At 73.5% G+C, this 13,006-nt stretch carries 10 protein-coding genes, 2 tRNA genes and 1 riboswitch; of the genes, 4 read left to right on the forward strand and 8 right to left on the reverse strand.

The window, feature by feature from the left end:
• Nucleotides 1–40: 40 nt before the first annotated feature.
• From lhgO to SGLAU_RS15955, 3 genes are all read left to right on the forward strand, one after another.
• The gene (gene lhgO, locus SGLAU_RS15945; RefSeq protein WP_244315218.1) at nucleotides 41–1,279 is read left to right on the forward strand and encodes an L-2-hydroxyglutarate oxidase; all 1,239 of its coding nucleotides are present in this window, start codon (nucleotides 41–43) and stop codon (nucleotides 1,277–1,279) included.
• A gap of 148 nt (nucleotides 1,280–1,427) precedes the next feature.
• Nucleotides 1,428–2,240 carry a tRNA (guanosine(46)-N7)-methyltransferase TrmB gene (gene trmB / locus SGLAU_RS15950; RefSeq protein ID WP_052413773.1) on the forward strand — a complete coding sequence of 271 codons (813 nt, stop codon included), beginning with the start codon at nucleotides 1,428–1,430 and terminating at the stop codon, nucleotides 2,238–2,240.
• 40 nt (nucleotides 2,241–2,280) lie between these two features.
• Entirely contained in the window at nucleotides 2,281–3,663 is a 1,383-nt protein-coding gene (locus SGLAU_RS15955) for a PrsW family intramembrane metalloprotease (protein ID WP_043502145.1), read from the forward strand.
• Nucleotides 3,664–3,700: 37 nt separating this feature from the next.
• On the opposite strand, the gene SGLAU_RS15960 is transcribed toward SGLAU_RS15955, so the two are convergent.
• From SGLAU_RS15960 to SGLAU_RS15970, 3 genes are all read right to left on the reverse strand, one after another.
• Nucleotides 3,701–4,645, reverse strand: coding sequence for an aldo/keto reductase (locus SGLAU_RS15960; protein WP_043502147.1), 945 nt, complete (start codon nucleotides 4,643–4,645; stop codon nucleotides 3,701–3,703).
• Between the two features lie 97 nt (nucleotides 4,646–4,742).
• Nucleotides 4,743–5,786: a M23 family metallopeptidase gene (locus tag SGLAU_RS15965; RefSeq protein ID WP_043502148.1), complete on the reverse strand. Its 1,044-nt coding sequence runs from the start codon at nucleotides 5,784–5,786 to the stop codon at nucleotides 4,743–4,745.
• An 11-nt stretch (nucleotides 5,787–5,797) separates the two neighbouring features.
• Nucleotides 5,798–5,954, reverse strand: a riboswitch (cyclic di-AMP (ydaO/yuaA leader).
• A gap of 299 nt (nucleotides 5,955–6,253) precedes the next feature.
• Nucleotides 6,254–6,327: transfer RNA gene (locus tag SGLAU_RS15970), tRNA-Met, on the reverse strand.
• A 163-nt stretch (nucleotides 6,328–6,490) separates the two neighbouring features.
• On the opposite strand from SGLAU_RS15970, the gene SGLAU_RS15975 reads away from it, so the two are divergent.
• Nucleotides 6,491–7,669 carry a dihydrofolate reductase family protein gene (locus SGLAU_RS15975; protein ID WP_052413774.1) on the forward strand — a complete coding sequence of 393 codons (1,179 nt, stop codon included), beginning with the start codon at nucleotides 6,491–6,493 and terminating at the stop codon, nucleotides 7,667–7,669.
• Nucleotides 7,670–7,685: 16 nt separating this feature from the next.
• Here SGLAU_RS15975 and SGLAU_RS15980 read toward each other — a convergent pair.
• From SGLAU_RS15980 to SGLAU_RS16000, 5 genes are all read right to left on the reverse strand, one after another.
• Nucleotides 7,686–7,758: transfer RNA gene (locus SGLAU_RS15980), tRNA-Lys, on the reverse strand.
• A gap of 110 nt (nucleotides 7,759–7,868) precedes the next feature.
• Nucleotides 7,869–9,380, reverse strand: coding sequence for an amino acid permease (locus tag SGLAU_RS15985; protein WP_043502150.1), 1,512 nt, complete (start codon nucleotides 9,378–9,380; stop codon nucleotides 7,869–7,871).
• Nucleotides 9,381–9,504: 124 nt separating this feature from the next.
• Nucleotides 9,505–11,724 carry a DEAD/DEAH box helicase gene (locus tag SGLAU_RS15990; RefSeq protein ID WP_043502151.1) on the reverse strand — a complete coding sequence of 740 codons (2,220 nt, stop codon included), beginning with the start codon at nucleotides 11,722–11,724 and terminating at the stop codon, nucleotides 9,505–9,507.
• A gap of 250 nt (nucleotides 11,725–11,974) precedes the next feature.
• A complete protein-coding gene (locus SGLAU_RS15995) occupies nucleotides 11,975–12,532 on the reverse strand; it encodes a hypothetical protein (RefSeq protein WP_043502153.1) in 558 nt (185 codons plus the stop codon).
• Between the two features lie 76 nt (nucleotides 12,533–12,608).
• Nucleotides 12,609–12,959: a metallopeptidase family protein gene (locus tag SGLAU_RS16000; RefSeq protein ID WP_043502155.1), complete on the reverse strand. Its 351-nt coding sequence runs from the start codon at nucleotides 12,957–12,959 to the stop codon at nucleotides 12,609–12,611.
• Nucleotides 12,960–13,006 lie beyond the last annotated feature (47 nt).

Here is a 13,006-nt window from a genome sequence, read left to right on the forward strand (position 1 = left end):
ACGGCCGCCTCCCGGGTTTGAGGGCATTGTCAGTGGCGCAGTGCACTATCGGAACCGGGAGGTGGAGCAGGTGCGGAAGATCGCCCACGACTGCGACGTGCTGGTGATCGGCGGCGGGATCGTCGGCCTGTCGACGGCGTACGCGATCACGCGCCGGGCGCCGGGCACGCGGGTCATGGTCCTGGAGAAGGAACCGGGCCCCGCCCGCCACCAGACCGGCCGCAACAGCGGCGTCATCCACAGCGGCATCTACTACCGCCCCGGCTCCCTCAAGGCCCGGTACGCGGTCCGCGGCGCCGCGGAGATGGTCAAGTTCTGCGCCGAGTACGACATCGCGCACGCCGTCACCGGCAAGCTGATCGTCGCCACCGAGCGGGCCGAGCTGCCCCGCCTGCACGCCCTGGTGCAGCGCGGCCGGGAGAACGGCATCCCGGTGCGCGAGCTGGGCGCGGCCCAGATCGCCGAGTACGAGCCGCAGGTGCGCGGCCTGGCCGCCATACACGTCGGCACCACCGGCATCTGCGACTACGTCGGCGTCGCCGGCCGCCTGGCCGCCGCCTCCGGCGCGGAGATCCGCTACGGGGCCCGGGTCGTACGGGTGGACCGCCGCCCCGAGCTGGGCGTGGCCGTGGAGACGGCCGACGGGGCGGTCGTGCGGGCCCGGATGCTGGTGAACTGCGCCGGGCTGTACTGCGACGAGGTCGCGCGGCTGACCGGCGACGACCCCGGGATGCGGATCGTCCCCTTCCGCGGGGAGTACTACCACCTGCGGCGGCCGGAGCTGGTCAACGGGCTGGTCTACCCGGTGCCCGACCCGGCCTTCCCCTTCCTCGGCGTCCACCTCACCCGGGGCGTCGACGGCGGCGTCCACATCGGGCCCAACGCGGTGCCCGCACTGGCCCGCGAGGGGTACGGCTGGAATGTCGTCCGGCCCGGCGAGCTCGGCCGCACCCTGAGCTGGCCCGGCGCCTGGCAGCTCGCACGCCGGCACTGGTGGTACGGAGCGGGGGAGCTGCGGCGGTCGGTGTCCAAGGGGGCGTTCACCGAGGCCGTGCGAAGACTGCTGCCCGCGGTGACCGAGGCGGACCTCGAGCCGGCGGCCGCCGGGGTGCGGGCGCAGGCGGTGCTGCGGGACGGGACGCTGGTGGACGACTTCCTGATCCGCGAGGGGGCGCGGGCGGTGCACGTGCTGAACGCGCCGTCTCCGGCGGCGACGGCGTCGCTGCCCATCGGGCGGGAGGTGGCGCGGAGGGTGCTGGATGTGCTGGCGGACGGGTGAGCGGGGACGCGGTCCCGGCCGCGCCCGAGGGGAACCCCGCCGCCGCGCCGCACGACCGCCCGCAGCCCGGTGGCGCGACCACCGTCCGCCGTCCGGTGGCGGCGCGACTGCCCGCGGCCGCCCGGCAGCCCGTAAACTCGGACCCACTGTGTCTGACTCCCTGAACTCCGCCGCGTCCCGCCACCCCGGCCGCCCCCAGGGCGCGCCCCGGTTCCCCGAGGGGCCGCAGGCCGATCCCGCGGGGTCGCACTTCGAGCGGCGGATCCGCAGTTTCCAGCCGCGGCGCAGCCGGGTGACCGCCGGGCAGGCGGACGCGCTGCGGCGGCTGTGGCCGAAGTGGGGGTTCGACATCGACGGCGGGCGGGTGATCGACCTCGCCGAGCTGTTCGGCAACGACAACCCGGTCGTCCTGGAGATCGGCTTCGGCATGGGCGAGGCCACCGCCCAGATGGCCGCCGCCGACCCCGCGACCAACATCCTCGCGGTGGACGTGCACACCCCCGGCCAGGGCAATCTGCTGAACCTCGCCGACCGGGGCGGCCTGACCAACATCCGGGTCGGCAACGGCGACGCCATCATCCTGCTCCGCGAGATGCTGGCCCCGGACGCGCTGAACGGCCTGCGGGTGTTCTTCCCGGACCCCTGGCCGAAGAAGCGCCACCACAAGCGGCGGCTCATCCAGCCGGAGTTCCTGAGCCTCGCCGCGACCCGGCTGCGGCCCGGTGCGATCCTGCACTGCGCCACCGACTGGGAGCCGTACGCGGAGCAGATGCTCGACGTCCTCACCGCGCACCCGGACTTCGAGAACACCCAGGCCGACGGGGGGTTCGCGCCCCGTCCCGAGTTCCGTCCGCTGACCCGTTTCGAGGGCCAGGGACTGGACAAGGGTCATGTCGTGAACGACCTGCTCTTCCGCCGCGTACCACACACAACGTCAGCTCAGCCCCCCGCCGACGCCTGATCCACCGCGGGCGGCTCCGTCCCTCGTTAGGGTCCATGCCGTGGCCAGCAGTCCCCCGTACCCCACGCCTGTCGGCTTCCCCGCTCCCGGGGCGGCCCGGCCCGCACACTGGTGGCGGCGCCCCTGGGTGCGCTACGGCGCGCTCATCACGCTGCTCGCCCTCTCCGGCCTCGTCATCCTCGCGCTGGTCCGCGAGGAGACCGGCACCGAGGGGTTCCTGGTCGGTCTGGGCCTCGCGGTCCTGCCCGTCCCGCTGCTCGTCGCCGCGTTCCGCTGGCTGGACCGGGTGGAGCCGGGCCCCTGGCGGAACCTGCTGTTCGCGTTCGCGTGGGGGGCCTGCGCGGCCGCGCTGATCGCGATCGTCGCCAACAGCTTCGCGACGCGCTGGATAGCGACGGCCACCGCCGACCCGGCGGGCGCGGACACCCTCGGCGCGACGGTGATAGCGCCGGTCGTGGAGGAGTCCGCGAAGGCCGCGGCGATCCTGCTGCTCTTCCTGTTCCGCAGACGGGACTTCACCGGCATCGTCGACGGCGTGGTGATAGCCGGGGTGACCGCGACCGGGTTCGCGTTCACCGAGAACATCCTCTACCTCGGCACCGCCTTCGGCACCGACCAGCTGCACGGCGACAGCGGCATCGCCTCCGTCACCGCCGCCACCTTCTTCGTGCGCGTCGTGATGTCCCCGTTCGCGCACCCCCTGTTCACCGTCCTCACCGGCATCGGTTTCGGCATCGCGGCCCTGTCCGGGGACCGCGGGCGGCTGCGCCGGGTGCTGCTGCCGCTGTCGGGGCTGCTGCTCGCCATGGGCATGCACGCCTTCTGGAACGGTTCGGCGACCTTCGGCGAGTACGGGTTCTTCGCGGTCTACGGCGCCTTCATGGTGCCCGCGTTCGGCATCCTGACCTGGCTGGTGATCTGGACCCGGCAGCGGGAGCTGCGCACCGTCCGCGAGGAGCTGCCCCCGTATGTGGCCGCGGGCTGGCTCGGCCCGGCGGAGCCCTTCGCGCTCGGCTCGATGCGGGCCCGCCGGCTGGCCCGCGAGTACGCCGGGCACCACCTCGGCAAGGCGGCCGCCCGCGCGGTCGGCGAGTACGAGGCGTACGCGACGTCGCTGGCGTTCCTCCGGCACCGGGGACGGCTCGGCCGGGCCGGCACGGACTTCCTCGTCCGGGAACGCGAGCTGCTGCAGGAGCTGTGGCGCCGCCGGGAAGTGGCCCGCCCGGCCCTGGAGTACGCGGCCCGGGTGACGGCGCCTTTGGTGCCGGTGACGGTGCCGTGGCCGGCCCATGGCCCGGCGCTGCCGCACCCCGCGCACCGGATGCCGTATCCGGCGCACCGGATGCCGTACCCCGCGCAGCCGGCGCCGTTCGCCGCCGCCCACCCGGCGCCGTATCCGGCCTACAACCCGTACCGGACCTGACGCCCCCGGGCCGCGCCCGCGGGTGCCCTCGGCGGCGTCAGGCCGAGGCCTGCGCCAGCAGCGTCAGCTCCTCCTCCGTCAGCCGCAGTCCGGCGACGCCCAGCAGTGCCGGGAGCTGCTCGGGGGTGCGCGCGGAGGCGATCGGCGCGGCCACGGTCGGCTGCGCGGCGAGCCAGGCCAGGGCGACGGTGGCGACGGGCACGCCGTGCGCGTCGGCGACGGTGTCGAGCGCGTCGAGCACCCGCCGGCCCCGCTCGCTGTCGAGGTGCTTGCCCGCTCCGGCCGCCCGCGCGCTGTCCACGGCCGCGCCGGGGCGGTACTTGCCGGTCAGGAAGCCGGACGCCAGCGCGAAGTACGGCACGGCGGCGAGGCCGGCACGCGCGGCCACGTCCTGGAGTTCGCCCTCGTACGTGTCCCGGGAGACCAGGTTGTAGTGCGGCTGGAGCGCGACGTACCGCGCCAGCCCCTCCCGGTCGGAGAACTCCAGCGAGGCCCGCAGCCGCTCGGGCGAGATGTTGGAGGCGGCGATGTGGCGCACCTTGCCCGCCCTGACCAGTTCGTCGAGCGCGCCGATGATCTCCTCGACCGGCACCTCGGGCTTGTCGAAGTGGGTGTAGTAGAGGTCGATGCGGTCGGTGCCGAGGCGGCGCAGGGACGCGTCGGCGGCGGCCTTGATGTTCGCGGCGCTCAGGCCCGGGTACTCGGGGTGCTGGCTGACCTTGGTGGCGAGGACCACGTCGTCCCGGTTGCCGCGGGCCTTCAGCCAGGCGCCGATGATGGTCTCGGATTCGCCGCCCGTGTTGCCGTCGGCCCAGGCGGAGTAGGAGTCGGCGGTGTCGACGAAGTTGCCGCCCGCAGCGGTGTAGGCGTCGAGGACGGCGAACGACTGGTCCTGGTCGGCGGTCCAGCCGAAGACGTTGCCGCCCAGGGAGAGCGGGAAGACCTCGAGATCGGAGGAGCCGAGCTTGCGCAGAGACGTCATGCCCCGTGTCAACGCGGCCGGGGGAACCTCGTATTCCGTGGACCGGCAGCCCTGACGTCGGGGGGTGTGCCGTCAGGACCGCCGGGGCTCGGGGGTGTCAGGGAGCGAGGCCCTTGTCGCGCAGCCAGGCCAGCGGGTCGACGCCGCCGCCACCGGGCGTCTTGACCTCCAGGTGCAGGTGCGGCCCGGTCACGTTGCCGGTCGCGCCGACGCGTCCGATGACGTCCCCGGTGCTGACCTTCTGGCCGACGCTGACGTTGATCGACGACTGGTGGGCGTAGAGGATCTCGGTGCCGTCGTCGAGGGTGAGGACGGTCTTGTAGCCGTAGGCCCCGCCCCAGCCGGCCTCGGTGATGGTGCCGGAGTGCACGGCCTTGATGAGGGTGCCGGTGGGCGCGGCGAAGTCGGCGCCCGTGTGGTAGCCGGAGGACCACATGGAACCGGCCTGGCCGAACTGCGAGGTGATGGTGTACGAGGAGGTCGGCAGCGCGTACTGCCTGGCCAGTTCGGCCAGCCGCTCCGCCTCGGCCTTCTTGCGGGCCTCCTCCTCCGCCTTCTTCTTCTCGGCGGCGGCCTTCGCCTCGGCTTCCTTCTCCGCCTTCGCGGCGGCCTCCGCGGCCGCCTGCTCGGCGGCGGCCAGCGCCTGCGCGGTCGCCTTGGCCTCGGCCTGGTCCTGCTGCTGCTCGGCCTGCGCCATGATGCGGGCGCGCAGCGCCTCGCCGGCGTCGGCGGTGCCCTGCTCGGTCTCCACGGCGGTGACGCCGACGCCGCTCAGCGGGGCGGCGGCGGTCTCGGTCGCCTCGGCCTCGGTGTCGTCGGAGATCAGCGAGCCGACGTTCGGCAGATCGGGCATGGAGATGGAGACCGGGGGCTTGCCGGTCTGCGCGGTGGCCATGCCGCCCGCGCCGACGGCGGCGATGACTCCGACGCCGAGCACGGTGGAACTGCGGGCGAGTCCGCCGCGCTGCTTGGCGACGCGGTGCCGGCCACGTACGGGGCGAATGGATTCCGCGGTGGGGTTCCATTCCTCCCACGGGCCCTCGTCGGTGCGCCGACCGCCGTAGACGAAGGTGTCGGCGGGGTCTTCGGTGCGCTGACCGGGGACGTACGGGGCCCCTGGGGCAGGCCGGTTGGACGCCACGTGGGCGTGCTCCTTTCCTTCCTTCTCGCCTACCGGGTTAGCTGACGGGTTCGGAGCAGGAAGGTCTCCTACGCGCGTAAACCAGCCGTGCGGACACGGCTCCTTACGCCCGATTCACCCCAAGTGGTGGTTCCCCGGTTCCCTCGCGGGATTCGGCGCGTGCGCACGGAGCCGCCTCTTGTGACGGCTGGGACGACCGCGCTGCGTTATCGGACGTTAATAGAACCGAGGGGTGATTTCCAAGCCGTTCAGCTTGATCATTACGGTCCCCTGGGGGGACGTAGGGCCCATGGACAGCTAAAACCGGGCGAGTTGACCCGCCATCAGTGGTACTTCAGCAGTGTCACCGTTTTTGATGGTGACTCAGATGTTATGCGCAGGGGGTTCGGCCGATCACCGCACGTGACGGCCCGGGAAACACTCAGGGCCGGAATCCGTGTTCATGGATTCCGGCCCTGAGCCTTCAGTAGCGGGGACAGGATTTGAACCTGCGACCTCTGGGTTATGAGCCCAGCGAGCTACCGAGCTGCTCCACCCCGCGTCGATGTCTCAAGTGTACGCCATGTTCGGGACGGTCCGCGCCGGGGTTCCGCGGGGGCCGGGCCACCTGGTTCCCCGGGGGCCAGGATGGAGTAGTAAGGGAGCCGGCGCGCCGGCCCCGCCGACGTCCGCCATGTCTCCGCCGTCCTCCAGATCGGTTGCCGATGCCCTACCCGTACGTCCTGCTCTCCGCCGCCGTCTCCCTCGACGGCTTCCTGGACGACACCGGCCCCGAACGCCTCCTCCTCTCCGGCCCCGCCGACTTCGACCGGGTCGACGAGGTCCGGGCGTCCGTCGACGCGATCCTCGTCGGGGCCGGCACGATCCGCACCGACAACCCCCGGCTGCTGGTGAACTCGCCCGCGCGCCGCGCGGCCCGCACGGCGGCCGGCAGACCGGAGTTCCCCCTCAAGGTCACGGTGAGCGGAACCGGCGACCTGGATCCCGGGGCCCAGTTCTGGCACACGGGCGGGGACAAGATCGTCTACACCACCCCCGCGGGCGCCGATCGCCTGCGCGCGGCGGGCATCGCGGACACCGCGGAAGTGGTCCCCCTGCCCGGTGACTGGGACTGGCGCACGGTCCTCGCGGACCTGCACGACGCACGGGGGGTACGGCGGCTCATGGTCGAGGGCGGCGGCCAGGTCCACACCCAGCTCCTTCAGCAGGGCCTGGCCGACGAGCTCCAGCTCGCCCTCGCCCCCCTCTTCGTCGGCGCCCCGGACGCCCCCCGCCTCTTCGGCCCCGGCCGCTACCAGCCGGGCCGCCTCCGCCTGGTGGAGACCCGGCCGGTGGGTGACGTGGTCCTGATGCGCTACGAGCCGACGGCCCCCGGCACCGGCGCCGTCCCGTCCGCGGCCGACCACCGCTGGCTGGCCCTGGCCTGCGAGCTGGCGGCGCGGTGCCCCCCGTCCTCCTCCGCCTTCAGCGTCGGCGCGGTGGTGGTCGCCGCCGACGGCACGGAGCTGGCCCGCGGCCACTCCCGGGAGGGCGGCGACCCGGTCGTCCACGCGGAGGAGGCGGCCCTGGCGAAACTCGACCCCGCGGACCCGCGCCTGCCCGGCGCCACCGTCTACTCCAGCCTGGAGCCCTGCGCCCGCCGCGCCTCCCGGCCCCGCCCCTGCGCCCGCCTGATCCTGGACGCGGGCGTGCGCAGGGTCGTGACGGCCTGGCGGGAGCCGGACACGTTCGTGGCCGGGGCGGACGGGGCGGGGGTCCTGACGGCGGCCGGAGCGGACGTCGTGGTCCTCCCGGAGCACGCGGGGGCGGCGCAGGCCCCGAACCGCCACCTGCTGCCCCGGCCGGGGCGGGACGCACACGCCCCCGGCTCAAGTGAGGTCTGAGCCGGGGGCGTTCCGGTAGGCCCTGTGGGACTCGAACCCACAACCAATGGATTAAAAGTCCACTGCTCTGCCAATTGAGCTAAGGGCCCAGGCGTTGTCCGCCACCCCGAGCATAGCCGGATCGGGCCGTGTCTCCGATCGGGTATCGGGGACACGGCGCGGCCGGGTGGCGCGGGGCGGGGGCGAACCGGCGCGCAGTCTACGAATCGGCGGTTTCCGCCACCGCCGCCCGGTCCCGCTCCGCCCGCAGGAACCAGTGGCGTGCCGAGGCCAGCCACCAGCTCGCGGCGAAGCCCAGCACGACCAGCACGGCCACCGGCGCGTAGTTGAAGGTCTCCCAGGTGACCGGGGACACCTGCGGCAGCATGAACAGGACGGTGATCACACCGACCCAGCCGACCGCCACCACGCCGATGCCCCGGGACCACCGGCCCAGGTGCCAGGGCCCGCGTTCGAAGGCGTCGCCCTTGCGCAGCCGGAGCAGGGTGGGGATGACGTACGCGATGTAGAGCCCGATGACGGCGATCGAGGTCACCGCCGCGTAGGCCGTGACGTTGATCAGGTACGGCAGCCCGAGGGCCAGGGCCCCGCCCGCCGCCAGCCAGACCGCCGCCACCGGCGTGCGGGTGCGCGGGCTGACCGTGTGCCACACGCGGGAGAAGGGCAGCGCGCCGTCGCGGGAGAAGGCGTAGATCATGCGGCTGTTGGCGGTGACCGACGCCATCCCGCAGAACAGCTGCGCCCCGATGACCACGAGCAGCAGCAGCTTCCCGGCCGTCACGCCCAGCGCGTCGAGCAGGATCTGCGCGGGCGGGGCGCCGGTCGGGGAGGCGAGGGCGCCCTCGTAGGACTGGATGGCGAAGGTGAAGCCGAGCAGGAGCACGAACCCGGCGATCCACGAGGTCCAGATCGACCGGACGATCCCCTTCGGGCCGGCCGTCGACGCGTCGTGCGTCTCCTCGGTCATGTGCGCGGAGGCGTCGTAGCCGGTGAAGGTGTACTGGGCCATCAGCAGCCCGAGCAGCACCACGTACACCCCGCTGCCCCACCCGGTGTTGTTCACGAACTCGCCGAAGACGAAGGACGCCGGCTGGTGGCGGTCCGGCACCAGGGCCAGGGCGCCGACGATCACCGCCACGCCCAGCACGTGCCACCACACGCTCACGCTGTTCAGCAGGGCGACGACCCGGACGCCGAAGGTGTTCAGCAGGCCGTGCAGCAGCAGGATCGCCGCGAACAGCAGGATCGTCCGCCCGGGGGTGACCTCCCAGCCGAACTCCAGGTTCAGGTACGCCCCGAGGAACGACGCCGCCCCGAAGTCGATCCCGGCGGTCACGGCCACCTGGCCGAGCACGTTGAACCACCCCGTGAACCAGGCCCAGGCCGCCGCGCTGCGCGCCGGGGCGAGCCGGTGCGCCCAGAAGTACAGGCCCGCCGAGGTGGGGTAGGCGGAGCAGATCTCCGCCATCGCCAGCCCGACGAACAGGGTCATCAGACCCACGGCCACCCAGCCCCAGGTGATCACCGCGGGGCCGCCGGTGTTCATCCCGAACAGGTAGAGCGTCAGGCAGCCCGACAGGACGGAGATGATCGTGAAGGAGACCGCGTAGTTGGAGAACGCCGACATGCGGCGAGCGAGCACCTGCGTGTAGCCGAGCTGGGCCAGCCGCTCTTCGTCCGAGGGCCCACCCGCACCGGGGTTCATTGTCATGCCCCCAGCGATTCCCTCCCCGGAGGCGTGACATGCGTCACAGGCCGACTTCGCCGGGATGGACGAAGGGCCCGTACGACCGTAGTCGTACGGGCCCTCAGTCGCTCAGGCGCGGTGCGGCGTGTCAGCCGTTGCGCTTCCAGCGCGGCTTGTCCTCGCGGCGGCCGAAGGAGCCGCCGCCGCGGTGGTCGTCACGGCGGCCGTAGGGACGCTCGTGGCCGCCGGTGCGGAAGCCGGGGCGGTCGCCCTGGCGGTCGCGGTTGAACGGGCGGTCGCTGCCACGGTGCCCGGTGCGCTCGTCGCGGCGGAAGCCGCCACGCTCGCCGTCACGGCGCTCGAAGGAACGGCCGCCACGGTCGTCACGGCGCTCGAAGCCACCACGGTCACGGTCGAACGGGCGACGGTCGTCACGGCGGTCGTCGCGGCGGAAGCCACCGCGGTCACCGTCACGACGCTCGTCCCGGCGGAAGCCGCCACGCTCGCCGTCACGACGCTCGAAGGAACGGCCGCCACGGTCGTCACGGCGCTCGAAGCCACCACGGTCACGGTCGAACGGGCGACGGTCGTCACGGCGGTCGTCGCGGCGGAAGCCACCGCGGTCACCGTCACGACGCTCGTCCCGGCGGAAGCCGCCACGCTCGCCGTCACGACGCTCGAAGGAACGGCCGCCACGGTCGTCACGGCGCTCGAAGCCACCACGGTCACGGTCGAACGGACGACGCTCCTCACGGCGGTCGTCGCGGCGGAAGCCACCGCGGTCACCGTCACGACGCTCGTCCCGGCGCTCGGCGCGCTCCGTGCGGTCCACGTCCAGCGCGGCCGGCTGCTCCGGCACCGCCACGGCGTCCACGCGGACCTCGGCCGGCTCCACCGCCGGCTCGCCGGCCTCGGCCACCGCGGTCGCCGGGTCCTCGCCCCGCTCGCGCGCCATGCGGGCGACGAGACGGTCCGCCTCCTCGCGCAGCTCGGCGGCCCGGCGCTGGGCGCGCTCCAGCTGCTTGGTGAGCTGGGCGACCTCGCGCTCGGCCTGCTGGGCGGCGTGCCCGGCGGACTCGGCCTGGACCTCGGTCATGGACCGGGCACCGGTGATCTCGGCGACCTCGGGGTCGAAGGCGCCGCCGCCCTGGATGATGTGGCGCGAGGCGTCGACGCCCGCGTCCTCCATCAGGCGGAAGATCTGGCGCCGCTGGTGCGGCAGGGCCAGGGAGACGACCGTGCCGGTGCGGCCCGCGCGGGCGGTACGGCCGGCCCGGTGCAGGTAGTCCTTGTGGTCGCCGGCGGGGTCGACGTTCAGCACCAGGTCGATGCCGTCGACGTGGATGCCGCGCGCGGCGACGTCGGTCGCGACGAGCACGTTGACGTACCCGTCCTTGAAGTCCGCCAGGGTGCGGGTGCGCGCGCCCTGGGTCATGCCGCCGTGCAGCGCCTCGGCCTTGGCCCCGGCGTCGCGCAGCTGCTCGGCGACGCGGTCGGCGCCGAGCTGGGTGCGCACGAAGATGATGGTGCGGCCCTTGCGGGAGGCGATCGCGGCGGTGACCGGCGCCTTGTCCTTGGGCTTCACGATCAGGATGTGGTGCGACATGGTCGTCACCGCGCCCTGCGCCGCGTCGACCTCGTGCAGGACGGGCTCGTTCAGGTAGCGGTCGACGAGCGTCTTGATCTCGTTCTCCATCGTGGCGGAGAAGAGCATGCGCTGGCCGCCGGCCGGCACCTGGTCGAGCAGCTCGGTGACCTCGGGCAGGAAGCCCAGGTCGGACATCTGGTCGGCCTCGTCGAGGACGGAGACCTGGACGTCCTCGAGGGAGCAGGCGCCGCGGTTGATGATGTCGCGCAGACGGCCCGGGGTGGCGACGAGGACGTCGACGCCGCGCTCCAGGGCGTAGATCTGGTTGCCCATGGACGTACCGCCGCAGACGACCTTCATCTTCAGGCCGAGGACGTCACCGTACGGCTGGAGGGCGTCGGCGACCTGCATGGCCAGCTCGCGGGTCGGGGTGAGGATGACGGCGCGGGGGCGCTTCTTCTCGGTGCGCCCGCCGGCCAGCCGGGCCAGGGTCGGCAGACCGAAGGAGAGGGTCTTGCCGGAGCCGGTGCGGCCACGGCCGAGGATGTCCTTGCCGGCCAGGGCGTCCGGGATGGTCGCGGCCTGGATCGGGAAGGGGGTGGTCACGCCGTTCTGCGCGAGCTTGCGCACGACGCCCTCGGGGAGACCGAGATCCCCGAAGGTGATCTCGGGGGTGGTGTCCTCGGTGGACTCAGGGGACTCGGCGGCGACCTCGGTCACGGCCTCGTTCCCGATCTCGTTCTCGGGCATGACGGCATGGTCGGAACTGGTGATGGACATACGTCTGCGAAACCTTCCGGAGTCTCATCGGCACGCGCCCGTCAACTCCGTGATTCGCACACGACCGCCTCGATGCGGTCCGCCACGGCAAAGGAGAGTACGCGCCACACGGCGCGCTCTGCGTTGGCGCCGGGCAAATGGGATCAAACGATCTGCCACCATACGCACTCCCCACCCCGAAACGCAAACCGCCAGCCCAGGGCCCTGCGATCCGGCCCGGTCCGCACGGCGGCGGCCGTCCGGGTCTTCCCTAGGCAGGCGCGCCCGCCCGCGGCGCGGGTTCACGGTGTGCCAGCTGGGGCCCCGGCTCGGGGTGGGCGGACGACGACGGCTCCGCGACGGTCGGCTCGGGGGACGGTGGCGGCTCGGGCGAGGGCGGGGGCGGCTCGGGTGCCTCGGTGGTCCGGGGCGGCGTCGGCTGGGCCGGGGTGGGCCCGGGGCCGCCGCCCGGTCCGTCGGTCTGTCCGGGCCCGCCCGGCGGTGCGGCGGTCGCGCCGCCCCCGGCCGGCCGGGAGGCCGGCGGTGCCGCGGACGGCCGCTCCCGGCCCTTGCCCCTGCCCTTCCCGCCGCCCTTGCCCTTGCCCTCCCCGTCCGCGCGGTCCGCCTGCCCGGCGGCCGCGCCCCGGTACCCGGCGCCCGGTCCGGTCACCCCCGGGAACCCGCCGGGCGCCTCGCCGCCCTTCGGCCCGGCCGAGTGCGACGGCTGGGCCCGGCCGCCGTCGTCGTCGCCCACGCTCATACAGCCGGCGGCAGCGGCGACCGCCACCACGGTGGCGGCCAGGCGGACGGGTACGTACAAGGGGCGCACGAGCAGCCACCTCCGGGGGCCGGTGAAGGGTCAACGTGCCCAACTCCCGCCGTGCGCAAGAGGACACGCGCCACGCTCACCCGTAACCGAGCGCGTGCAGCCGGGCGTCGTCGATCCCGAAGTGGTGGGCGATCTCGTGCACCACGGTGATCTCGGTCTCCGCGACGACGTCCTCCCGGCTCTCGCACATCCGCAGGGTGGGCCCCCGGTAGATGGTGATCCGGTCCGGCAGCACCCCGGCGTACCACTCGCCGCGCTCCGTGAGGGGGGTCCCCTCGTAGAGCCCGAGCAGCTCGGGGTCGTCGGCGGGCGGCTCGTCCTCGACGAACACGGCGACGTTGTCCATCAGCCGCGTCAGCTCCGGCGGGATCCGGTCCAGCGCCTCGGCGACCAGTTCCTCGAACTCCTCGCGCGTCATCTCCAGCACAGGCCCATTGTCGGGTACGGCACCCCGCTTCGAGAGGCCCCACGACG

Origin of the sequence: Streptomyces glaucescens (assembly GCF_000761215.1) — a bacterium.
In the GTDB taxonomy this organism is placed as follows: domain Bacteria; phylum Actinomycetota; class Actinomycetes; order Streptomycetales; family Streptomycetaceae; genus Streptomyces; species Streptomyces glaucescens_B.

What these genes read in the sequence shown, in the direction of transcription:
- SGLAU_RS15960 (WP_043502147.1), bottom strand. Translation starts at nt 4,645, where the DNA reads ATGACGTCTCTGCGCAAGCTCGGCTCCTCCGATCTCGAGGTCTTCCCG.
- SGLAU_RS15975 (WP_052413774.1), top strand. Translation starts at nt 6,491, where the DNA reads ATGCCCTACCCGTACGTCCTGCTCTCCGCCGCCGTCTCCCTCGACGGC.
- SGLAU_RS15985 (WP_043502150.1), bottom strand. Translation starts at nt 9,380, where the DNA reads ATGACAATGAACCCCGGTGCGGGTGGGCCCTCGGACGAAGAGCGGCTG.
- SGLAU_RS15990 (WP_043502151.1), bottom strand. Translation starts at nt 11,724, where the DNA reads ATGTCCATCACCAGTTCCGACCATGCCGTCATGCCCGAGAACGAGATC.